We start from the raw sequence: 22,907 nt of genomic DNA, 5'->3' as shown, positions 1-22,907 counted from the left end.
AGCTAAGTATAATATTCTGAAAAATGAGATATGACAGACGTTACCCACTAATGAGTACCGCCCTTATAATATTAAATTCTAAACAACACTGTTATTATGAAATAAAGTTATTTTGATATCGGGTTAAATATAAACCTTTGATATTTCAAGTGAAGATAATTGTAAAGAAAAGCGTATCTTACTGAGCTAAGTATATTTATTGACTCATAGCTACACTTTAAAAAATATTAACTTAATTTGATATTTATCATCCAGAGATTAAAATTTAACCCAAAGTTGCAACTATATCATCCAATTCAGCAAGGCTAGTATAGTCAATTGTTAACTTCCCACAGCCATTTGCACCTTGTTTAATGATAACTTTGGCTTTTAATCGTTCAGATAAGCGATATTCTAGGTTAACAACATCTGGATCTTTTACCTTTATTGGACTTATTTCAGTTTTTGGTTCGAGTAGCTTTCTCACCAATTTTTCGGTATCCCGTACCGTTAAACCTCGCTGAGCAATATTGCTTGCAGCTTGTGATTGCAACTCACCTTCAAGTGCCAATAATGCACGGGCATGACCCATTTCAATATCACCATGTTCAAGTAATATTTTAACCTCGGTATTTAAGCTATTTAAGCGTAATAAATTCGATACCGAAGCTCGTGATTTACCTACCGCATCGGCGACTTGTTGATGCGTTAATGAAAACTCTTCAATTAAGCGCAGTAATGCAATCGACTCTTCCATTGCATTTAAATCTTCACGTTGAATATTCTCAATTAATGACATTGCCATGACAGCTTCATCGGCAACGTTTTTAACTATACAAGGCACTTTTGTTAAGCCCGCTAATTGCGCTGCACGCCAACGACGTTCCCCGGCTATAATTTCAAACTGTTGTGAATTTAATTCCCGAACAACAATAGGTTGAATAATACCTTGTGCTGTAATCGATGCCGCTAACTCATCTAAGGCATCTCTAGCCATATCTTTACGTGGTTGATACTTACCTGGATATAACCATTCAATCGGTAATTTTTTAAATTCATTGTCAACCCTTGCTACCGGTTGCACTAGATCATCAGCTGTTTGTTCTTTCGTTCTTGCAATTGCACTTGTACCGAGCAAAGCATCCAGACCTTTACCTAATCCTCGTTTTTTCGCGTTCATGCTTGTTCCTTTGTCTGTTCGCTCTGTTCATTGGCTAATTCTTGACGACGAATAATTTCACCCGCTAGTGCTAAATAAGCTTTAGCCCCGTTAGATGATTTATCATAATACATGGCAGGCGCACCAAAGCTAGGCGCTTCAGCTAAACGAACATTTCGTGGGATCACAGTACGATAGACTTTATCCCCAAAATGTTGTTTAAGTTGTTCAGACACGTCTGATGCCAACCGGTTACGTGGGTCATACATGGTTCGCAGTATGCCTTCGATTTTTAAGTCAGGGTTAACAGCGGCGGATAACTTACTGGTGGTATCCATCAATGCAGTCAGTCCTTCTAGCGCATAATACTCACATTGCATTGGTACAATAATCGAATCAGCAGCAGCCATGGCATTAATTGTAAGTAAATTTAATGAGGGAGGGCAATCAATAAAAATATAATCGTAATAATCTTTTACCTCTGCTAACGCATTTTTTAACCGTAACTCACGGGCAAAGAATTCCATTAACTTAATTTCAGCTGCAGTAACATCTTGGTTCGCCGCAATAAGATGATATTTCCCTGAAGTTTCAGTAACGACAACCTCTTTAACTGATTTCTCATCAACTAATAAATCATAGGCTGAATACTCGACAGTATATTTGTCAACACCACTACCCATGGTTGCGTTACCTTGTGGGTCAAGATCAATGAGCAATACCTTACGTTTAGTCGCAGACATTGAGGCTGCTAAATTGACACAAGTTGTTGTTTTTCCTACGCCACCTTTCTGGTTAGCTATTGCTATGATTTTGCCCACAAATATTTCCTATTATTTTATCTCAGACATAACAATTAGATGACGTTCGCCCTCTAATTCTGGCACTGTTAGTTTATGTGCAACTTCCAGTTTAAATTTAGTATTCAATGTTTTAATTTCACCCGTTGGTCTAACCCCTTTCAACGCATAAAACAATCCATCTTGTTTTGGTAAGTGCTTACACCAATGTAACATATCTTCTAGTGAAGCAAACGCACGACTTAATACCCCATCAAATTTAATTTCTGGGTGATACTCTTCAACACGAGACTGCACAGGCGTTACATTGGTTAATTTTAGTTCATGAACTGCTTGGGTAATAAAACGAATACGTTTACCTAAACTATCAAGTAATACGAATTCTTTGTCAGGATTCATGATCGCGAGTGGTAAGCCTGGTAAGCCTGGCCCAGTACCAACATCAATAAAACGTTCACCTTCTAAATACGGGCTCACGACAATACTATCCATGATATGTTTTATTAACATGTCTTCAGGATCACGTACCGACGTTAGATTATATGCCTTATTCCACTTATGTAATAAAGTCACTAATGCCACTAATTGCTGCTTTTGTGTATCAGTAACAACTAAAGATGTTTGTGCTAATAATGCTTCGAGGCGGTTGATCATACGTAGGTTTACTCCGGTAAAACGCGATTATGTAAGTTAATATCAAATCGTAGAAAAATAAAAAACAACCTACTGAGTGAGGTAAAGGTACCTTAAACTGAATAGTAGCATTGCAAATTAGGGAATGATGTCAAAAATGAGGTTATATAGCCACCGATAAATGAGTTAACGGTGGCAGTAATCGTACATTATTTATTTGTTTAGTAAGTTTTGCTTTTTCAAATAAATTAATAGAATTGAGATCGCGGCAGGTGTAATACCCGAAATTCGTGATGCCATGCCAATCGTTTGCGGTTTAACGTCGATTAACTTAGCAACAGCCTCGTTAGAAAGGCCTTTAATTTTTGCGTAATCTAAGTCTGTCGGTAATGATGTATTTTCATGGCGTAACTGTTTTTCAACTTCTGATTTTTGACGGTTAATATAGCCTTCGTACTTAATCGTAATTTCAACTTGTTCTGCTGCTGATTCATGTTCTAACTTAGGGCCTAACTCTTCAATTGTCATCAGAGCGTTGTAGCTGACTTCAGGACGGCGAACAAGATCTTCTAAAGTATGCTCACGAGATAATGGTTTAGCCAGTAGTGCGTTGATCTTATCAGCAAATGCTTTGTTTGGATTGATCCAGGTTGAGCGTAAACGCTGTTGCTCTAATTCAATCGCTTCCATTTTTTCGCTAAATACCTGCCAGCGATGCTCATCAACCAAACCAAGCTTATAGCCTTGCTCTGTTAAACGCGCATCGGCATTGTCTTCACGTAATAATAAGCGGTACTCAGCACGACTTGTAAACATACGATACGGTTCTTTCGTCCCTAAAGTTGCAAGATCGTCGATCAACACACCAAGGTAAGCTTGATCACGACGAGGATGCCACGTATCTTCATCACGTGACGTACGAGCAGCATTTAAGCCTGCAAGTAGACCTTGCGCAGCCGCTTCCTCATAACCCGTCGTACCGTTAATCTGACCGGCAAGAAACAAACCTTCAATAAATTTACTTTCTAACGTTAATTTAAGATCTCGGGGATCAAAATAATCGTACTCGATCGCATAACCTGGACGCGTAATGTGAGCATTTTCTAAGCCACGGATCGAACGAACAAGATCGACTTGAACATCATACGGTAGACTTGTTGAAATACCGTTAGGGTATACTTCATGAGTCGTTAATCCTTCCGGCTCAATAAAGATTTGATGTGATTCTTTATCAGCAAAACGCGTGATCTTATCTTCGATCGACGGACAATAACGTGGACCAATACCCTCGATCACACCAGTATACATTGGGCTACGATCCATACCACTGCGGATCACGTCGTGCGTATTATTATTTGTATGAGTAATATAACAAGGGATTTGTTGTGGATGATCCTTACGGCTACCTAGAAAAGAAAATACAGGCGTTATCTCATCACCATGCTGTTCTTCCATAACGGAAAAGTCAATTGTACGACCGTCAATACGTGGTGGTGTACCGGTTTTCAAACGATCAGTACGGATAGGTAATTCGCGTAAACGTGCAGCTAATGACACAGATGCAGGATCACCAGCTCGACCACCTGCATAGTTCTGTAAGCCTATGTGGATAAGTCCATCAAGGAATGTTCCAACCGTCAATACTACTGACTTTGCTTTAAACTTAAGGCCTGCTTGCGTTACCACACCAACGACACGATCGTTTTCAATAATAAGATCATCAACAGACTGTTGGAATATAGTTAAGTTTTGCTGATTTTCAAGTTTTTGGCGTACTGCTGATTTATATAATAAGCGATCAGCTTGTGCACGTGTAGCTCGAACAGCAGGACCTTTACTTGAATTTAATGTTCTAAATTGGATTCCACCTAGGTCGGTGGCTTGGCCCATGATCCCGCCAAGTGCATCAATTTCTTTAACCAAGTGGCCTTTACCAATACCACCGATAGCTGGATTGCATGACATGTGTCCAAGCGTATCGATATTATGGGTTAATAATAATGTATTTCGTCCCATACGAGCAGCAGCAGCCGCAGCTTCAGTGCCAGCATGTCCGCCACCTACGACGATAACTTCAAATTGTTCATGGTATGCCATGTATCACCTCGGTTTTATTTGGCGGATATATTCAGAGCGGCACAGTTTACGGTTTTCTCTAACAGATGCAAATGATCTTAAATATATTTTTTTATTTGGATCTAACTGTTGATCTTAAGATCTTATAAGAGATCTTATTAGATCTATTATTAAGGGCGCCTTGATCTGTTGATAACCCGTTTTGATCTAGAAAGATCATGCGTTTAGCTGCGATCACTTGCTGTTAGTAAGGCTTGTGCTTGTTACGTATAAGTTGGGTGTAAATAGCCTAGTTATACACAGCTAGCGGGGCTGTAGATTTATTCTACAAGGATAACTATAGGTTGATCACAAGAAAGATCTATAGTTACCCACAGAAAATAAAAATAAAAAAACACGAGCATGGTTATATTATAGCCATTTTTTAGACCATTCTGGATACCATATATCGATCGCATCTTCAGGGATCGGCGTTTCCAGCGTGCAAATTTCAAGTGTGATCGCCACTTTTTCGGCATCCAATAGTGTTAATTGACGATCGATCATGTGTCCTGCATTGCAAAATTGATCATAAGATTTAGAGCCTAGAGCGATCACGCTGTATTTTATTAAGCTTAAATCTGGGTTGTTTTGTGTGAGTTGTTGCGCGAAAAGGGCGATATTTTCTGGATAATCACCAGCGCCATGGGTTGCAGTACAGATGATCCAAGGATTATTTTTGTTGATCGGTAAGTCTTCTAGTCGAGGATCTAGGTGTATATTGGCTTTAAATCCTTGATCAACGAACTTCTCTGCTAAATGATCCGCTACATATTCAGCGGATCCCAAGGTAGTGCCGACAATAATTTCAAATGTATACATGATTTTCTCTTATTTAATGGTTTATTCCGATAGTTTTATTGTAAAATATCATCAATGATTATAATTTTTTATTGCTGATTAAGGCGCTTATGACTTCATTATTTCAACGTTTTATTAATGTACTTGGGAACTCCAAAGCGACAGAGAAAGCAACATCTACTTCTCCCAAACCTGTAATTAATAACGTTGCTACATCTATAGTTAGTATACCTGATGTCACTGTGAGTAATGAGATAATTGACACCAGCTCATTATTTTATGATCTGTTGTTTAATCACCAGGAGATTAATGCAGAGACTAATCTGGGTTTGAACCCATTAGAAAAAAGTATTTTGCTTAAAGTCGAAGCAAGTGTAGGGTCTCCTGAAAACATCGCCTTGAATGTAGTAAGACTGCCAGCTGTATTACATAAAGTATCAAGCTTAATTGACAGTGATAATTATACAGCACAGCAGCTGGCAGCCTTGATTACGCAAGATCCTGCTCTGGCTGCTGATGTGATTCAGTTAGTCAATTCTGCACACTATCAATTAGGCTCTCAAGCAGTGACAAGTTTACAAGAGGCCGTGGTTCGTTTAGGTGGTTTGCAAATAAAGTCGATTGTGTTGACGATAGTTATGCAAAATATAACCGAAATAAAGCCGATCTATTTTAAGTTGTTTGGCCAGTATTTATGGCAACATTCGCTAACCACTGCCTTGTGGGCAAAAAAGCTGGCTAAGAGTAGGGGAGGTGATCCTGATTTAGCTTATTTCATCGGTTTGATCCATGATGTGGGGAAAATTGCATTGTTTAAATTGATTGTGGATGAGATGAATATTGGTGATCCACAGTTTAGACCGAACTCCAAGTTATTCCGTCAGATGATGACTAAACATTCATTGCGTTTGTCTGCTCTGATTGCACAATCTTGGCAGTTGCCTGGGCCTGTAGTTAAAGCGTTATATGAACAGGTTGAAACGGGCTCTGTGGTAGAGCACACGGGGCCTGGTAAGCTATTAAAGGTAGCCAACTTATATAGTGAAATACACTTGCTATTAGCGCAGGGATATATTTCAGAGCAGCAGGCTAGTGAGTTTTGTCATGAGCATCAATTAGATCTTCAAGTTTGTATTACTGGGGTATAAAATCAACTTTTTTAACCGACTAAAGCTCATTTTAAAGGTCTAAAAATATGCTTTATAACGCCACTATATTTACAGTTTTAGTTATTATCATAGTTGTTATTCAGCGGGATTAAGTTGTGGGTAACTCTGTGGATGGCTTTGTAATAAGGATCTTGTTGAATCGTTGCTGAAGTGTATTGGATGTCGATATCATGATCTTGCTTTGACAGTTAATTGTGATGTGCTGGATAAAGTGATGATCCCAATTAGGATCATCATTTTTTTATTTACCGATACAGAACGAAGTAAAAATACGACCAAGAAGATCATCTGAGGTGAACTCGCCGGTAATTTCTGAGAGTTGCTCTTGCGCTAAGCGTAGCTCTTCAGCAAGGAGTTCCCCAGCCTGATAAACTTCAAGTTGGAGTTTACCTACCTGTAAATGTTCATAGGCTTTCTCTATCGCATCTAAGTGGCGACGTCGAGCTATAAAGCCACCCTCTGTATTACTTTGATAGCCCATACATTCTTTTAAATGGGCTTTCAATTCGTCTAAGCCAAGGTTTTCTTTTGCTGATATTTTAAAAACCGGATGGCCTTGATCTTCGCTTTTTGTTAATTTCTCACCGGTTAGATCCATTTTATTTCTGATAACTGTAAGTCCGATCGAAGAGGGTAGGCGATCAATAAAGTCTGGCCAAATTTCGGCAGGATCCGTTGCGTCCGTGGTCGTACCATCAACCATGAATAACACTTGATCAGCATTGTTGATCTCTTCCCAAGCGCGTTCAATGCCGATTTGTTCAACACGATCCGGGCTTTCGCGTAAACCTGCTGTATCTATAATATGTAATGGCATACCATCAATGTGAATATGTTCGCGTAATACGTCGCGGGTAGTACCTGCTATGTCGGTGACAATGGCCGACTCTTTACCTGCTAATGCATTTAGCAAACTTGATTTACCGGCGTTAGGACGACCAGCAATCACGACCTTCATACCTTCGCGAATGATGCTACCTTGTTTTGCTTCTTTTTGTACCGCGGTAAGGTTATCAATGATTTTATATAATGCTTGAGCAATTTTACCGTCAGCAAGGAAGTCGACTTCTTCTTCAGGGAAGTCAATCGATGCTTCAACATAAATGCGTAAGTGAATTAAACTTTCGGTTAGAGTATTAATTTTTTTCGAGAACTCACCTTGTAGAGAGTTCATTGCTGATTTTACTGCGCGTTCAGAGGTGGCATCGATTAGATCGGCAATTGCTTCTGCCTGGGTTAAATCCATTTTGTCATTGAGGAATGCACGCTCTGAGAATTCACCTGGACGGGCCATTCTAATGCCGTCTATTTTAAGAATACGGCGCATCAGCATATCCATGATCACGGGACCACCATGGCCCTGTAACTCTAAAACATCTTCACCGGTAAATGAATTTGGTGCTTTGAACAAGATGGCAATACCTTGGTCAATTGTTTGTTGTTCTTCATCCAGGAAAGATAAGTAATCGGCTTTACGCACTGGTGGAATTTTATTTAAAATGGTTTGTGCGACTAACTCTGTTTTTGGCCCAGAGATACGAATAATACCAACACCACCTCGTCCTGGCGGTGTGGCTTGTGCAATGATTGTTTCATTAGTTAGCATGTTATTACCCGAAGATAGTAGGTTTTTTAGATGAAAAAAGGCGGCACAAGGGCCGCCTTGATAAGATTAGCAAGTTTATTTCTTACTATGCAAACCTTGTTTTTCCAGAGAGCGGAAAATAATAGTTTGTTGGATAATTGTAACTACGTTACTCATTAACCAGTATAGAACTAGTCCTGCAGGGAACCACAAGAAGAAGAAAGTAAACATTACAGGCATAAACTGCATTACTTTCTGTTGCATTGGATCCTGAACTTGTGTCGGTGACATTTTTTGGATCATATACATAGTAACACCCATTAATAGCGGTAATACGTAGTATGGGTCTTGTGCTGATAAATCATTAATCCACAATGCGAATGGTGCGTGACGTAATTCCACACTTTCCATTAATGCCCAGTATAGTGAGATGAAAATAGGCATTTGGATGATCATTGGGAAACAACCACCTAATGGATTTACTTTCTCTTCTTTATACAATGCCATCATTGATTGCGACATTTTTTGTTTGTCGTCGCCACATTTTTCACGTAATGCAGTCAGTTTTGGTTGCAGTAAACGCATTTTTGCCATTGACGTGTATTGCGCTTTGGTTAGCGGATACATTGCACCACGCACGGTAAACGTGATCATGATTACGGCAATACCCCAGTTACCAACTAAACCATGGAAGAACTGCAGTAATTTAAATAGCGGTTGTGCAATGAACCACAACCAGCTGTAATCAACAGTAAGGTCAAGACCTTCAACTAATTCACCCATCTCATCTTGTAATTTTGGACCAACCCAAAGCTTCGCCGAGATAGTTTTTTCGCTGTTTGCGGCAATTGTTTCAACAGGTTGTTTGAAACCAATGATCGCCTGACCTTTAGTAAACTCAGTACGACCAATGTTTAAGCTGTAGAAGTGATTTAGCGTATCACCCGGGATCCATGCTGCTACAAAGTAATGTTGTAGCATGCCAACCCAACCTGCATCCGTTGTACGGCTTAGGTTTGCATCGCTGATATCACTGAAATCGTATTTTTCATAACGCTTATCTGTCGTGCCTAGTGCTGCACCACGGTAAGCTTTCATCATCATGCTGCTACCTTCGTCTTCTGCAAGATCAATATTTTGTTTTAATTGACCATACATTTGTACCGAAATCGCGTTAGCAGATTGGTTATTAATTTTGTAGCTAACTTCAATATCATAACTACCGCGTGTAAGAGTAAATACTTTCGTAAATTTAACTCCATTCTCGTCTGTATATGATAATGGGATATCTAATGTATCACCAGAAATTGTGAAGTTTTTCGCTGTTGTTGTATATTGTGGACGACCATTTGCGTTTGCATCTGGACCGTTTACGCCAATAAGACCACTTTGTGCAACGTAAACATTTGTTGCATCATTTTGTAATAAGATGAAACGTTCTTCAGCATCTAACTCTGTAGCATGTTCAAGTAAGTTTGCATGAACAATATCACCGCCTAAAGTATCGACAGTTAGTTCAAGTACATCTGAGCTAATAGTTATCAGATTGTTTGATTGTTTGCTGTTTGGCGCATCAGTTGATGAGTCACTGCCTGCTGGTACATCGCCAGTTAAACCATTGGTGATCGCTTGAGTCGTTGTTGGTACTGCAACCGGGTTGTCCTTATTTTGCCACTCGGTGAATAGCAAAAAGCTGACAAACAATAATCCGATGACAAGTAAATTACGTTGGGATTCCATAATCTAATTAATCTCTTTGTTTGGGTTCTGGTACAGGATCGTAACCATGTTTATTACTAAAAGGATGACATATTAATAGACGTTTGGCTGTGAGCCAACAACCTTTTGTAAATCCGTGGAGTTTTATTGATTCTATCGCGTATTGAGAACACGTTGGAGTGAAGCGACAGCGAGGCCCAATCATCGGACTAATGAATAATTGGTACCCTCGTATTAATTTGGTGCCTAACCATTGCAACGGCGACAAAGTTTGCGCCATAACTTCTCCAATAATGCATCGATTTCTGCATTTTCCAAGTTTGCAATACCTGATTTAGCGATAACCACGATATCAACATTAGGAAAATCATGTTGGCGTGTCCGAAAACTTTCTCTGAATAGACGCTTAACTCGGTTACGGCCGACAGCAAGTTTAATCGCTTTTTTAGGTACCGCTAAACCAAGACGAGGATGTCCAAGTGAGTTATTTTTGGCAAGTATAGTTATATGAGGTGAGGCTGATCGCACAGGGTCTGCGAATACGTTTTTGAAGTGTTCGGGAGTTAACAAACGTAACTCCCGAGGAAAGCTCTTATCTATCACGTCTGATAATTAAGCGCTTAAAGTCTTACGACCTTTTGCACGACGACGTGCAAGAACCTTACGGCCACCTACAGTTGCTTTACGTGCGCGGAAACCGTGTGAACGTTTACGCTTAAGGTTACTTGGTTGAAAAGTACGTTTCATAGCTTTATCCGTTATAAAATTAACTGTACAGTTATGTTGAGTTAGCCAAGAAATAATGACCGGTCGTCAACTTGACTAACACAAAAAGAGGCGGAATTTTAATCATTCTTGTAAAACAAGTCAATAATTAATAAATACTCGCCTCGTGAAAATAGCAATATCTTACTTAAATTCGATATTCTCGACCGATTATTATGCGATTGGATACATGAAATAATAGGCTAAATTCCTATCCATATAGATAAAAATTATAATTCGGTTTAATAATTGCTGTTATTCCAATCTGATCACAAGGGATCAAGCGGGGAATTATACAGGCTATTTACTAACTAACAAGTCAGCACTGCTAATTTATCCACTTTATAATGCCTGATTATTGATTTACTCGTTGTAAAAATGAACGAGTACGGGGATCTTGCGGGTTATTAAAGATCATATCCGCGGATCCTTGTTCAACAATCTGACCTTGATCCATAAAAATCACCCGGTCTGCGATCTCTTTTGCAAATTGCATTTCGTGTGTCACAATCAGCATAGTTTGCTTTTGTTCGGCTAATTGACGCATTAATCCGAGTACTTCACCCACCCATTCTGGGTCTAACGCTGAGGTTGGTTCATCAAATAAAATAACTTTACTTTGTGCTGCCATAGCTCGTGCTATGCCAATACGTTGTTGCTGGCCCCCTGATAGTGAAGAAGGGTAGCTGTCTTTCTTATCTATTAATCCAATACTATCGAGGATAGTAAGCGCTTCCTTTTTAGCTATTTCTGCCGATTTTCCTCGGACGATAACTAAGCCCTCTGTAATATTTTCGAGGGCCGTTTTATTGGCAAATAGAGCATAGTTTTGAAATACGAAAGCGGTTTTTTTACGCAGCTCCGTAATTTGTTTTTTAGTGGCACTGTTTGCATCAACAACTAAATCATCAATAGTAATTTTAGCACTTGTTGGTTGCTCTAGAAAATTAAGGCAACGTAATAGCGTTGATTTACCTGTGCCTGAAGAGCCGATAATAACGGTTGTTTCACCTTCTTTGATATCTAAATCAATTTGACGTAAAACCACATTATCACCAAAATGCTTACTTAAATTAGCTACTTTGATCATGTTAATACGCCTTGTTGAGATAACGTTCTAAATGAACTTGCATTTGGGTAAAAACGAGTACGACAGCCCAGTAAATCAGCGCAACAGCCAGATAGCTTTCGAAGAAGTAAAAACTTGATGAAGCTTCCATCTGCGTTTTCGCCATGATCTCGGTAACACCGAGCGTAAATGCCAAGGACGTGCTTTTGATCATGTCGATAAAGTAATTCATCAATGATGGGGTCGCAATACGTGCTGCTTGTGGTAGCACGATACGGCGCATAGCTTGACTCGATGTCATTCCGATACTGAGTGAGGCTTCCATCTGTGATTTATCTACAGCCATGATTGCAGCGCGAATACTTTCAGCTTTGTAAGCGGCAAAGTGCAGTGTTAAGCCAATCACGGATGCGGTAAAGGCATCCATATTGATCAATATAGGGAATACTCGCGGCAGACCGTAATACAGCAAAAATAACTGTACAAGGAGCGGAGTGCCACGAAAAAAAGAAATAAATAACATTGCCAATTGATTGAGCACAGGTACTTTGAACGTGCGTACCACCGCTAAGCCAATGGCTATTATCAGGGCAAAGATGACACCAATCAGTGCCATCTGCATCGTTGTTCCCAAATACTTAAGTAGTATCGGGAACAGATTTAGCATGTACTCAAAATTAAATTGCATTTATTTTACAGTTATATCCGTTGAAAACCATTTTTCTGAAATCGCTGCTAGAGTGCCATCGGCACGCATGTTATCCAGCGTTGTATTCACTTTTAGGCGTAGTACTTCTTGTTTTTCTGTTTTCAAAAATGGCATTGCATTTTCGATAGTTTCAAACGTTGGACCTGCAAGTTGTAACGGTAATGGTGATTTGTTAATTAATTCAAGTGATGATAAACGATCCATAACAAACGCATCTGTACGACCTAATGCTACATCACGTTCGATACCAGTGTCGTAGGTTTTGATAGTAATGTTATTATTGGTATCGTATTTGCGTAATAAATCAGCAAAATTAGAGCCTAAGTTTACGCCAACTGTTTTGTTTGCAAGGTCATCAATACCATTAATTTCGGTATTGCCTTTTCTTACGACAACTTGAGCACCGTCATACACGTAAGTTTGGCTAAATGAATATTTAGCTGTACGTGCTGGAGTGATGGTTACTTGGTTTGAAATCGTGTCGATACGACCTGTTTCTAGCATTCCAAATAGACCGGAAAAATTAACGGTGATGAATTTTACTTTTGAATCATTACGCTTGGCGATCTCTTTCCATAAATCCACTTCAAAACCTTGGAGTTGATCATTTTTTGAAAAAGTGAATGGGAAGTAGTTACCTGACATACCAACTTTAATTGTTTCTTGTGCGTGTGCTACGCTTGTTAATGTTGTACTTACAAGCACTGCTGCCGCTAATAATAGTTTTTTCATGATTCACCCTGGTTACGCAAATAATATGTTAATGCGTGCATGATATTCTAATGTAAAATGAATTATAAATAGCATTTAGTTATAACTAATTGCTAAAAGATAGCGTTATTTATTATATTTACCGGTTTTTTCATATCTATTCGCACCTTATTAGTTTTTATTTTGCTTTTGTGTGGATAAGTGTTTATTCATGCTAGCGCTTATGCACAATTAGCAGTAAAATAATCCATTATTCTTTATTTTTATCTGGAGTGTGGAGAGTGTCAGTTTCTCTTTGGCAGCAATGCCTTTCGCGCTTACAAAATGAGCTTTCCTCTACTGAATTCAGTATGTGGTTACGCCCACTGAAAGCAGAACTTACCGATAGTACTTTCACCTTGTATGCTCCGAACCGTTTTGTACTTGATTGGGTTCGTGACAAATACCTTAATTCAATTACTGCATTATTCGATGAGTTTTGTGGTGCGGATGCACCTATCTTACGTTTTGATATTGGTGGTAAAGCGACGAAGGTAACACAAACGACGACCAAGGTTGATCGTGTAGTTACTCAAAAAGTGATCTCAAGACCAGCACTAGACCCGTGGGAATCAAGTTCACCACAGCAGCCGACGATTAATCACCGTAGTAATGTTAATTTGACATATACGTTCGATAACTTTGTTGAAGGTAAGTCAAACCAATTAGCACGTGCAGCCGCGCAGCAGGTAGCTAGTAATCCGGGTGGTGCTTATAACCCGTTATTTCTATACGGTGGAACAGGTTTAGGTAAAACGCATTTATTACATGCAGTTGGTAATGGTATTAAAGCGCAAAAACCTAATGCCAAAGTGATCTATATGCACTCTGAACGTTTTGTTCAGGACATGGTTAAAGCATTACAGAACAATGCCATTGAAGCGTTCAAAAATTATTACCGCAGTGTAGATGCATTATTGATTGATGACATTCAATTTTTTGCCAAGAAAGAACGTTCACAGGAAGAATTTTTTCATACTTTTAATGCCTTACTTGAAGGTAACCAACAGATTATTTTAACTTCAGATCGTTATCCAAAAGAGATTGATGGTGTTGAAGATAGATTGAAATCGCGTTTTGGTTGGGGTTTAACCATTGCCATTGAACCACCTGAATTGGAAACCCGTGTTGCAATCTTAATGCGTAAAGCTGTTGAAAGTAATATTCATTTACCTGATGAAGTGGCTTTCTTTATTGCCAAACGCTTACGTTCAAACGTACGAGAGCTAGAAGGGGCATTGAATCGAGTGATAGCCAATGCTAACTTTACGGGGCGTGCTATTAATATTGATTTTGTCCGTGAAGCATTACGTGACTTATTAGCGCTGCAAGAAAAGCTAGTTACTATTGATAATATTCAAAAAACAGTGGCAGAATATTATAAGATTAAAATCGCTGATTTGTTGTCGAAGCGTCGCAGTCGTTCTGTTGCCAGACCACGTCAAGTCGCGATGGCATTAGCCAAAGAATTGACCAATCATAGTTTACCGGAAATTGGTGATGCGTTTGGTGGCCGTGACCATACTACGGTATTACATGCTTGTCGTAAGATAGTGCAACTGAAAGAAGAAAATCACGATATTAAAGAAGATTACTCTAATTTGATTAGAACCCTATCGTCGTAAAAGCGTCGTAAAGAATCGTCGTAAAAAAGGTTATATTAAATGCAGTTTACAATTAATCGCGAAGCATTATTACGACCGCTACAATTAGTATCGGGTGCCTTGGGTAACCGTCCTACGTTACCGATTTTAGGTAATGTATTACTTGACGCTAAAGAAGGTAAATTATCGTTAACGGGTACTGATCTGGAAGTCGAATTAATTGGTCAAGTTAGTCTTGAAGGCGAGTATAGTGAAGGCCGTACAACCGTGCCAGCGAAAAAGTTTCTCGATATATGTCGAGGGTTACCTGATGGTGCACAAATTCAAGTCAATTATGCGAATGATCGTATTGTGGTGAAATCAGGACGTAGTCGCTTTTCTTTATCAACGTTACCTGCAACAGAGTTTCCAAATATTGAAGATTGGGATAACGATATTGAATTTGAACTGCTACAAGGTTCATTACGTCGATTGATTGATAATACCCAGTTCTCAATGGCAAGTCAGGATGTACGTTATTATCTTAACGGTATGCTGTTTGAAACTGAAGGTAATGTATTACGTACAGTGGCAACTGATGGTCACCGTCTGGCGGTGGCAAGTTGTCAACATGATGCTAACCTAGCACAGCAGCAAGTTATTGTACCGCGTAAAGGTGTGCTTGAGTTAGTACGCTTGTTAGATAGTGAAGAAGACATGGTTAAGATTCAATTGGGGAGTAATAACATACGTGCTATCACTAGTGGTTTTGTTTTTACCTGTAAATTGGTTGATGGTCGTTTTCCTGATTACCGTCGAGTATTACCAAAAAATGCCGATAAGATGTTAATATCGGGGCGTGAAGAATTGAAACAAGCCTTCTCGCGTGCCGCCATTTTATCGAATGAAAAATTCCGCGGTGTGCGTCTGAATATGAACCAAGGTTTACTTAAGATCACGGCAAATAATCCAGAGCAAGAAGAAGCTGAAGAGTTACTTGATGTTGAGTTTGGCTATGATGAGTTAGAGATTAGCTTTAATGTAAGTTATGTATTAGATGTATTAAATACGCTTAAATGTGACAAAGTTAAAATGTCATTATTAGATGCTAACAGCAGTGCCTTGATTGAAGATGAACAATCTGATCAAGCATTGTATGTTGTTATGCCAATGCGGTTATAATTTTAGATGGGACTGGTTAAGCTAAATATCACTGACTTTCGAAACATTAAACAAGTATCCATGCAACCGGGTGTGGGTGTTAATATTATTCTTGGTGAGAATGGCAGTGGTAAGTCAAGTGTACTTGAAGCGATTCATTACTTGGGGTTAGGGCGTTCTTTTCGTACCCACTTAACCAGTCGCGTTGTGAAACATGGCGAGAAGGATTTCACTTTATTCTCGCACTGTCAGCAACGATTAAACGATGAACAGATCACAACGATTGGGTTAAAGAAATCAAAAAACAGTGATACTGAACTAAAAATTGCTGGACAAAAAGCAGAGCGGTTAGCTGAATTACCCGGCATATTACCATTACAATTAATTCACCCTGAAAGTTTTACTTTACTTTCAAGTGGCCCTAAATTACGTCGACAATTTGTTGATTGGGGGGGATTCCACGTGGAACCTGAATTTTTTGCTACTTGGGCAAAGTTGACTCGATTATTAAAACAGCGAAATGCTATTTTAAAATCGGGAAAACGTTACGCTGAGCTAGCATATTGGGATAAGGAGTTTGCAGTTCAAGGGACGATTATTGCGCAGATGCGTGGTCGTTATCTTGAACAGCTTAATCCGATAATTAAATCTGCCTTGGCAGACTTCTTACCCGAGTATGAATTTGATATTCGCTACCATCAAGGATGGGATAGTGGTATCGAATTAGCTGAATTATTAAAACAAAATTTTATGCGCGATCAACAGTTAGGTTACACTAGCTTAGGTCCGCAAAAAGCGGATATCCGAATTAGAGCGAACGGAGTACCGGCACATGATATTTTATCAAGAGGTCAACTTAAATTGGCTGTGTGCGCAATGCGATTAAGTCAGGGACTTTTTTTAAGTCAGCATAGCAATAAGCGATGCACTTTTTTAATCGATGACTTTTCCTCAGAGCTTGATGACAGTAAACGGAAGTTGCTGGCGCAGTATCTGATTGAGAGTAAGGCTCAAGTATTTGTTACGGCTATTGAGAAAAGTCAGGTAACAGCTCTTTTAACAGAAAGCTGTAAAATGTTTCACGTGGAACATGGCAAATTAATTGAATTTTAAATATAAAGGCGCGAGAGCTAACTATGTCTGAAAATAATTACGACTCTTCAAGTATTAAAGTACTGAAAGGCTTGGACGCGGTGCGTAAGCGCCCCGGTATGTATATTGGTGATACTGATGATGGTTCAGGTTTGCACCACATGGTATTTGAGGTTGTAGATAACTCTATCGATGAAGCATTAGCGGGTCATTGTACTGATGTTGTAGTAACGATACACGAAGATGGTTCTGTATCTGTTAGTGATGACGGTCGTGGTATTCCGGTTGATATTCATGAAGAAGAGGGTGTTTCTGCTGCCGAAGTTATTTTAACGGTACTGCATGCCGGTGGTAAATTCGATGATAATTCATATAAAGTATCTGGTGGTTTACACGGTGTAGGTGTTTCTGTTGTAAATGCATTATCAGAAAAATTAGAATTAACCATTCATCGCCACGGTCATATCCATCAGCAAATTTATCGTCATGGTGAACCACAAGCGCCGATCGCTGTGATTGGTGATATTGATACAACGGGTACTGAATTACGCTTTTGGCCTAGTCATGAGACTTTCACCAATACATTATTTCATTATGATATTTTAGCAAAACGTTTACGTGAGTTATCTTTCCTAAATTCAGGTGTTTCAATTAAATTAATTGATGAACGTGAAGACGGAAAATCGGATCATTTCGTTTATGAAGGTGGTATTAAGGCATTTGTTGATTACTTAAACGTTAACAAAACACCAATCAACAAAGACGCATTTCACTTCTCTGTTGAACGTGAAGATGGAATTACTGTTGAAGTTGCTATGCAGTGGAACGATGGTTTCCAAGAAGGCATTTATTGCTTTACTAATAATATTCCACAACGCGATGGTGGTACTCACCTTGCAGGTTTCCGTGGTGCATTAACGCGTACGTTAAACAACTACATGGAAAAAGAAGGCTTCTTGAAAAAAGCCAAGTCGTCGACTGCTACTGGTGATGATGCCCGTGAAGGTCTAACTGCTGTTATTTCTGTTAAGGTACCTGATCCTAAGTTCTCTTCACAAACTAAAGATAAATTAGTGTCTTCAGAAGTTAAATCTGCTGTAGAACAAGCTATGGGTGAAAAGCTAGCTGAATACTTGCTAGAGAATCCGAAAGAAGCATCAACGGTTGTGACTAAAATTATCGATGCATCACGTGCGCGTGAAGCTGCACGTAAAGCACGTGAAATGACACGTCGTAAAGGTGCGTTAGATTTAGCTGGTCTGCCTGGTAAGCTTGCGGATTGTCAGGAAAAAGATCCTGCACTTTCTGAACTTTATATTGTGGAAGGTGACTCTGCTGGCGGTTCAGCCAAGCAGGGGCGTAATCGTAAAAACCAAGCAATTCTACCGTTGAAAGGTAAGATCTTAAACGTAGAAAAAGCACGTTTCGATAAAATGTTATCATCACAAGAAGTTGCAACATTAATTACTGCAATGGGTTGTGGTATTGGCCGTGATGAATATAACCCGGATAAAACGCGTTATCATCAAATCATTATCATGACCGATGCCGACGTCGATGGTTCACACATCCGTACGTTATTGCTGACTTTTTTCTTCCGTCAAATGCCCGAACTTATCGAGCGTGGTTACATTTATATTGCACAACCACCGCTTTATAAAATGAAAAAAGGTAAACAAGAACGCTATATCAAAGATGATGCAGACTTAACACAATACCTAACGACAATTGCACTCGACGGTGCTGGTCTATTTGTTAACTCTGATGCGCCAGCAATTCGAGGTGCGGCATTAGAAGATTTAGTAAATGGTTATCGTAAGATAGAAAGCTTAATGGGTAAACTAAACCGTAGCTTACCAAAAGTGTTTACTAATGAAATGATTTATCAATCAGTATTAACTGCTGAGATGTTAACTGATGAAGCGTCAACGACTGCATGGGCTGAAGAATTAGTGGCAACTCTGACGGCGAAAGAAGTGACGGGTACTTTGTATTCTGCACGTGTTGCACAAGATGAAGAAAGCCAATTATTCTATCCAGTATTATCTATCCGCCAACATGGTTTAGATACAAGCTATGACTTCACACCTGGTTTCTTTAATTCAAAAGAATACGCAACACTCACTGGTTTGGGGATCGCGAATTTACTTGAAGAAGGCGCTTATATTAAGCGTGGAGAGAAAAGTCGTGAAGTAACTAATTTTGTTGAAGCGCTAAACTGGTTAATGGCAGAATCAAAACGTGGTAGTTACATCCAACGCTATAAAGGTCTAGGTGAAATGAACCCTAGTCAGTTATGGGAAACAACCATGGATCCTGAAACGCGTCGTATGTTGCAAGTACGCATTGAAGATGCTGTTGCAGCCGATCAACTATTCACTACCTTAATGGGTGATCATGTTGAACCGCGTCGTGAGTTTATTGAAGAAAATGCATTAAAAGTAGCTAACTTAGATTTCTAAATTTCGCCATATTGAATGTATTAAAAAGGAGCCGTATGGCTCCTTTTTTTATATGTTTATTATTTTAAAGTATCTACAACCGCTGTTTATTGTAAGATTATCGGCTATGATTAAGCGGTTGCTGTACTGATCACGACAATTTCAGCGTAAGCTTTTTGTACTTCTTCGGCAATAATTTTGATCCCTCGCTGTACTGCATCATCTGGTTGCGAATAGTTCATGCGGATACATTCATCTGTATGACGCCATTCCTCATCGAGACCAGGAAAGAAATGATGACCCGATACGATGAGAACACCACGTGTTTTTAAACGCTCATATAGCTCTTGGCTACTGATCGGCAGGTCTTTGAACCATAACCATAAGAATATTGCGCCTTCCGGTTTATGGATTCGGAAACGTTCATCGGTAATATTTTCGTGCAGCCAAGTAACTGCTTGCTGTGCTTTGGCATAATAATAAGGTTTGATCACGTCTTCACTTAAGCTAATGATGTCACCAGACTCAACAAGATTTTGTGCCAGCATCGGCCCTAAGCTGCCGGGAGCTAAATTAATAATACCGCTTAAGTTTGAGATTGCGGAGATTACTTCTTCATTACCAATCACTATACCGCAACGAGTTCCGGGTAAGCCGAGTTTTGATAGACTCATACATAAAATAGTATTATCGTTATATATTGGTTCTACGGGTTCAAAAATGATATTTGGAAACGGTGTGCCGTAGGCATTATCGATCAGTAGGGGGATATTATGCTGTTTGGCCAGTGCATCAAGACGTTGCATTTCTTCATCGGTTAATACATTACCGGTTGGATTAGTTGGGCGTGATACACAGATTAAACCAATATCATCGGTAATATGGAGGTTGTCAAAATCAACGTGATATTTAAATAAACCACCATCGAGTAATTCAATCTTAGGTTTTACTGTCTCAAAGAAGTCATCAGTTAGTGCTGTGTCGGTATAACCTATGTATTCCGGAGCTAATGGAAATAGTACCTTCTTTTTCTTATTACCGGAAAAATCACCTGCGAACAAGTTGAATAGGTAGAAGAAGGCATTTTGACTGCCATTAGTTAGGGCTATGTTTTTATCGGTTAATTCCCAGCCGTAAGTCTTATTTAATAATGTAGCAAGTGCTGTGGTGAAACTGTTCTTTCCTTGTGGACCATCGTAGTTAGACATTGCTGCAACCAGATCGCCACTGCTTAATAATTGTTGTGCTTCACTGTTAAAGCGCTCCAGCATCTCAGGAATTTGAGCAGGGTTACCACCACCGAGCATGATGACATCATCACCGCTGCGAATACCTTCATTTAGATCATGCATTAGCTGCGTGATCCCTGAGAATTGAGTAAATCTTTGACCAAACAATGAGAATTCCATATCAGCACTTCTTGTAATTATTTAAAGGGTAAACAACCAACATAGCTGAACTTGACGCGGTTGTCGATAGTACGAGAGAGGCAAATTTATTTTTCTTACTGGTAATGTTTCACGTGAAACCAAAGGGTTTTAGTTGCATCTATTTAACAATGTTCCACGTGGAACATCACCTAGAAAGGGCTATTTTCGTCGTTGCTTATAGCCAAAAGTACTGAATAATAAAGTTGTAATAACAAAAAAAACTGTCTACTAATTATGTATTTATTGTCCGCGACAGATAAGGTAAGGTTGAACTCCATGATTACAATAATAGCCTTTTAAGAGGCATGAAGAGCTTATTCCTATGCAAAGAAATTTGTTATCAGAACGTATTGAAACACTAATAGATCATCTTTCTTATGGTATTTATGAACGCCGAGATGCCATAAGATTATGTTTATTAGCAGCCTTAAGTGGTGAAAGTGTTTTTTTATTAGGACCTCCAGGTATTGCTAAAAGTTTGATTGCTAAACGAATGATTGAAATTTTTGAAGATGAAAGTTACTTCGAATATTTAATGACACGTTTTTCAACCCCCGAAGAGATCTTTGGCCCATTATCAATCAAGGCGCTAAAAGATGAAGGTAAATATGTACGCCTCACTAAAGGTTACTTACCTGAAGCTGAAGTGGTGTTTCTTGATGAAATCTGGAAAGCGGGACCTGCGATCTTAAATACCTTATTAACCGTGATTAATGAGCGTACATTTCATAATGGAATCGAACATCAAAAAGTACCTATGCGGGTTATTGTTTCTGCGTCGAATGAATTACCGAGTGCTGATTCTGGTTTAGAAGCTCTTTATGACCGTATGTTATTACGTCTATATTTAGAGCCTATTCAAGATAAGCGCAATTTCAAAGCGATGTTAATTCAGAAACCATTACGCCAAGTAAACGATAAGATTATAAAAGTGAGCAATGATGAGTTTGAGCTTTGGCAGCAAGAAATAAATCAAGTACGTCTGAGTGAGCATTGTTTTGAGATAATTTATGAGCTGAAGTTATTTTTAGAGCAACGTAATACCAGTGGCGAGATGATTGCTGAACCGGTTTATGTCTCTGACCGTCGTTGGAAGAAATCGATGCGTTTGTTGCAAGCCTGTGCTTATTTTAATGGTCGTGATGAAGTAACTGAAACCGATTTATTTGTTCTTAAAGATTGTATTTGGCATGATCTAGAATCGCGCGATGTTATTATCGAAGCCACTCACCAATTTGCTAGTAAGCGTTTCTGTGACCAAGATGAAGTGAATTCTGCATTAGCGAGTATCAAGAGTCGATTGGTTAAACTTGATGCTGAGTTCATTGATCGCTTTGCTACTCGCTTAACTTCTGACGTGCTATTAACAAAATTACGTTATAAATTAGATCGTGAATTTGTGCGCACATCGAGTCTGAATGGTATCCCTAGTTTATGTAAGATTGCATTACTTGGTGAATATGATGTATTAGAGCAGGGCTCACAAGAAACTGCAAAATGGGTACATGTTGGTTTGGATGATTTCCAAAAACAAATAAAAACAGGTTCTTGTTTAGTGAAAGGCTATGTGAATGATCACCGTAACGATGTGTGGTTAAACTTTTCTGTGGATGCTAATCAGCATTTACAGATCCAAAACTTTGCCAATAAGAGTATTCCGGTTGCTGTTATTGTCTCGGATGCTGCGCTGAATATAGACGAAAACTGGTTACAACCCCTAGCTGAGATAGATAAAGAGATCTTGGTGATCGCGGATAAGTTAAAGAAAAGCCAGCGAGAGTTTAGCTTAACTAACCATAATATTTTTGTCAGTGATGACTTTATGGATGATGTTGCGACGAGTCTTGGTTCATTATCATTAGAGTTGAATAATTTAGTACAGCATAAAGCATCACTATTAGATCGTTTGAATGCCATTGCACGTTTGTTTGAACAAGGCTAACTGGT

Annotated in this window: 20 protein-coding genes; 6 read left to right on the top strand and 14 right to left on the bottom strand. The window is 39.1% G+C overall.

Annotation, left to right across the window (positions count from 1 at the left end):
- Window positions 1-265: 265 nt before the first annotated feature.
- The 5 genes from BT797_RS13715 to mioC form a co-directional block, all read right to left on the bottom strand.
- On the bottom strand, window positions 266-1,159 hold the full coding sequence (locus BT797_RS13715; RefSeq protein WP_045108507.1) for a ParB/RepB/Spo0J family partition protein: 894 nt from the start codon (window positions 1,157-1,159) through the stop codon (window positions 266-268).
- Window positions 1,156-1,959: a ParA family protein gene (locus BT797_RS13710; RefSeq protein WP_045108506.1), complete on the bottom strand. Its 804-nt coding sequence runs from the start codon at window positions 1,957-1,959 to the stop codon at window positions 1,156-1,158. The genes BT797_RS13715 and BT797_RS13710 overlap by 4 nt, the downstream gene beginning before the upstream one ends.
- 12 nt (window positions 1,960-1,971) lie before the next feature.
- Window positions 1,972-2,592 carry a 16S rRNA (guanine(527)-N(7))-methyltransferase RsmG gene (gene rsmG, locus BT797_RS13705; protein ID WP_075472425.1) on the bottom strand — a complete coding sequence of 207 codons (621 nt, stop codon included), beginning with the start codon at window positions 2,590-2,592 and terminating at the stop codon, window positions 1,972-1,974.
- A gap of 192 nt (window positions 2,593-2,784) precedes the next feature.
- Entirely contained in the window at window positions 2,785-4,668 is a 1,884-nt protein-coding gene (mnmG, locus tag BT797_RS13700) for a tRNA uridine-5-carboxymethylaminomethyl(34) synthesis enzyme MnmG (protein ID WP_075472423.1), read from the bottom strand.
- Between the two features lie 390 nt (window positions 4,669-5,058).
- Window positions 5,059-5,508 carry an FMN-binding protein MioC gene (gene mioC / locus BT797_RS13695; protein ID WP_075472421.1) on the bottom strand — a complete coding sequence of 150 codons (450 nt, stop codon included), beginning with the start codon at window positions 5,506-5,508 and terminating at the stop codon, window positions 5,059-5,061.
- Window positions 5,509-5,597: 89 nt separating this feature from the next.
- Between mioC and BT797_RS13690 the strand changes: the two genes are divergently transcribed.
- Entirely contained in the window at window positions 5,598-6,635 is a 1,038-nt protein-coding gene (locus BT797_RS13690; RefSeq protein WP_075472419.1) for an HDOD domain-containing protein, read from the top strand.
- A 262-nt stretch (window positions 6,636-6,897) separates the two neighbouring features.
- On the opposite strand, the gene mnmE is transcribed toward BT797_RS13690, so the two are convergent.
- The 8 genes from mnmE to BT797_RS13650 all read right to left on the bottom strand — a co-directional run bounded on the left by mnmE (window position 6,898) and on the right by BT797_RS13650 (window position 13,235).
- Entirely contained in the window at window positions 6,898-8,262 is a 1,365-nt protein-coding gene (gene mnmE / locus BT797_RS13685) for a tRNA uridine-5-carboxymethylaminomethyl(34) synthesis GTPase MnmE (RefSeq protein WP_075472417.1), read from the bottom strand.
- Window positions 8,263-8,337: 75 nt separating this feature from the next.
- Window positions 8,338-9,981: a membrane protein insertase YidC gene (gene yidC / locus BT797_RS13680; protein WP_075472415.1), complete on the bottom strand. Its 1,644-nt coding sequence runs from the start codon at window positions 9,979-9,981 to the stop codon at window positions 8,338-8,340.
- 7 nt (window positions 9,982-9,988) lie between these two features.
- Window positions 9,989-10,240, bottom strand: coding sequence for a membrane protein insertion efficiency factor YidD (gene yidD / locus BT797_RS13675; RefSeq protein ID WP_075472414.1), 252 nt, complete (start codon window positions 10,238-10,240; stop codon window positions 9,989-9,991).
- Entirely contained in the window at window positions 10,207-10,530 is a 324-nt protein-coding gene (gene rnpA, locus BT797_RS13670; RefSeq protein WP_045112339.1) for a ribonuclease P protein component, read from the bottom strand. Before rnpA ends, yidD begins: the two co-directional genes overlap by 34 nt.
- 42 nt (window positions 10,531-10,572) lie before the next feature.
- Entirely contained in the window at window positions 10,573-10,707 is a 135-nt protein-coding gene (gene rpmH, locus BT797_RS13665; RefSeq protein ID WP_006034071.1) for a 50S ribosomal protein L34, read from the bottom strand.
- A 373-nt stretch (window positions 10,708-11,080) separates the two neighbouring features.
- Window positions 11,081-11,815, bottom strand: coding sequence for an amino acid ABC transporter ATP-binding protein (locus BT797_RS13660; protein ID WP_075472410.1), 735 nt, complete (start codon window positions 11,813-11,815; stop codon window positions 11,081-11,083).
- A gap of 1 nt (window position 11,816) precedes the next feature.
- Window positions 11,817-12,461: an amino acid ABC transporter permease gene (locus tag BT797_RS13655; RefSeq protein WP_211705500.1), complete on the bottom strand. Its 645-nt coding sequence runs from the start codon at window positions 12,459-12,461 to the stop codon at window positions 11,817-11,819.
- A 21-nt stretch (window positions 12,462-12,482) separates the two neighbouring features.
- Window positions 12,483-13,235 (bottom strand): amino acid ABC transporter substrate-binding protein, encoded by a 753-nt coding sequence (locus BT797_RS13650; protein WP_045112336.1) that lies wholly within the window; start codon window positions 13,233-13,235, stop codon window positions 12,483-12,485.
- Window positions 13,236-13,495: 260 nt separating this feature from the next.
- Between BT797_RS13650 and dnaA the strand changes: the two genes are divergently transcribed.
- Genes dnaA through gyrB form a run of 4 tightly spaced genes read left to right on the top strand, consistent with a single transcriptional unit; the run spans window position 13,496 to window position 19,551 of the window.
- Window positions 13,496-14,878 carry a chromosomal replication initiator protein DnaA gene (gene dnaA, locus BT797_RS13645; RefSeq protein WP_075472408.1) on the top strand — a complete coding sequence of 461 codons (1,383 nt, stop codon included), beginning with the start codon at window positions 13,496-13,498 and terminating at the stop codon, window positions 14,876-14,878.
- A gap of 39 nt (window positions 14,879-14,917) precedes the next feature.
- Window positions 14,918-16,018 carry a DNA polymerase III subunit beta gene (dnaN, locus tag BT797_RS13640; RefSeq protein ID WP_075472406.1) on the top strand — a complete coding sequence of 367 codons (1,101 nt, stop codon included), beginning with the start codon at window positions 14,918-14,920 and terminating at the stop codon, window positions 16,016-16,018.
- 6 nt (window positions 16,019-16,024) lie between these two features.
- The gene (recF, locus tag BT797_RS13635; protein ID WP_075472404.1) at window positions 16,025-17,110 is read left to right on the top strand and encodes a DNA replication/repair protein RecF; all 1,086 of its coding nucleotides are present in this window, start codon (window positions 16,025-16,027) and stop codon (window positions 17,108-17,110) included.
- 23 nt (window positions 17,111-17,133) lie between these two features.
- Window positions 17,134-19,551, top strand: a complete 2,418-nt coding sequence (gyrB, locus tag BT797_RS13630) for a DNA topoisomerase (ATP-hydrolyzing) subunit B (RefSeq protein ID WP_075472402.1) — start codon at window positions 17,134-17,136, stop codon at window positions 19,549-19,551.
- Window positions 19,552-19,661: 110 nt separating this feature from the next.
- On the opposite strand, the gene BT797_RS13625 is transcribed toward gyrB, so the two are convergent.
- Window positions 19,662-20,939, bottom strand: coding sequence for a valine--pyruvate transaminase (locus tag BT797_RS13625; protein WP_075472400.1), 1,278 nt, complete (start codon window positions 20,937-20,939; stop codon window positions 19,662-19,664).
- 343 nt (window positions 20,940-21,282) lie between these two features.
- On the opposite strand from BT797_RS13625, the gene BT797_RS13620 reads away from it, so the two are divergent.
- Complete coding sequence (locus BT797_RS13620) at window positions 21,283-22,902, top strand: AAA family ATPase (protein WP_075472398.1); 1,620 nt, start codon at window positions 21,283-21,285, stop codon at window positions 22,900-22,902.
- Window positions 22,903-22,907: the final 5 nt, after the last annotated feature.

Source organism: Moritella viscosa (assembly GCF_900120065.1).
In the GTDB taxonomy this organism is placed as follows: domain Bacteria; phylum Pseudomonadota; class Gammaproteobacteria; order Enterobacterales; family Moritellaceae; genus Moritella; species Moritella viscosa.
This window is presented reverse-complemented; position numbering and strand designations above follow the sequence as displayed.

Excerpts from the sequence above, each read along its gene's own strand:
- BT797_RS13715 (WP_045108507.1), bottom strand. The coding sequence starts at position 1,159 with ATGAACGCGAAAAAACGAGGATTAGGTAAAGGTCTGGATGCTTTGCTC.
- rsmG (WP_075472425.1), bottom strand. The coding sequence starts at position 2,592 with ATGATCAACCGCCTCGAAGCATTATTAGCACAAACATCTTTAGTTGTT.
- mnmG (WP_075472423.1), bottom strand. The coding sequence starts at position 4,668 with ATGGCATACCATGAACAATTTGAAGTTATCGTCGTAGGTGGCGGACAT.
- mioC (WP_075472421.1), bottom strand. The coding sequence starts at position 5,508 with ATGTATACATTTGAAATTATTGTCGGCACTACCTTGGGATCCGCTGAA.
- BT797_RS13690 (WP_075472419.1), top strand. The coding sequence starts at position 5,598 with ATGACTTCATTATTTCAACGTTTTATTAATGTACTTGGGAACTCCAAA.
- mnmE (WP_075472417.1), bottom strand. The coding sequence starts at position 8,262 with ATGCTAACTAATGAAACAATCATTGCACAAGCCACACCGCCAGGACGA.
- yidC (WP_075472415.1), bottom strand. The coding sequence starts at position 9,981 with ATGGAATCCCAACGTAATTTACTTGTCATCGGATTATTGTTTGTCAGC.
- yidD (WP_075472414.1), bottom strand. The coding sequence starts at position 10,240 with ATGGCGCAAACTTTGTCGCCGTTGCAATGGTTAGGCACCAAATTAATA.
- rpmH (WP_006034071.1), bottom strand. The coding sequence starts at position 10,707 with ATGAAACGTACTTTTCAACCAAGTAACCTTAAGCGTAAACGTTCACAC.
- BT797_RS13660 (WP_075472410.1), bottom strand. The coding sequence starts at position 11,815 with ATGATCAAAGTAGCTAATTTAAGTAAGCATTTTGGTGATAATGTGGTT.
- BT797_RS13655 (WP_211705500.1), bottom strand. The coding sequence starts at position 12,461 with ATGCTAAATCTGTTCCCGATACTACTTAAGTATTTGGGAACAACGATG.
- BT797_RS13650 (WP_045112336.1), bottom strand. The coding sequence starts at position 13,235 with ATGAAAAAACTATTATTAGCGGCAGCAGTGCTTGTAAGTACAACATTA.
- dnaN (WP_075472406.1), top strand. The coding sequence starts at position 14,918 with ATGCAGTTTACAATTAATCGCGAAGCATTATTACGACCGCTACAATTA.
- recF (WP_075472404.1), top strand. The coding sequence starts at position 16,025 with ATGGGACTGGTTAAGCTAAATATCACTGACTTTCGAAACATTAAACAA.
- gyrB (WP_075472402.1), top strand. The coding sequence starts at position 17,134 with ATGTCTGAAAATAATTACGACTCTTCAAGTATTAAAGTACTGAAAGGC.
- BT797_RS13625 (WP_075472400.1), bottom strand. The coding sequence starts at position 20,939 with ATGGAATTCTCATTGTTTGGTCAAAGATTTACTCAATTCTCAGGGATC.
- BT797_RS13620 (WP_075472398.1), top strand. The coding sequence starts at position 21,283 with ATGCAAAGAAATTTGTTATCAGAACGTATTGAAACACTAATAGATCAT.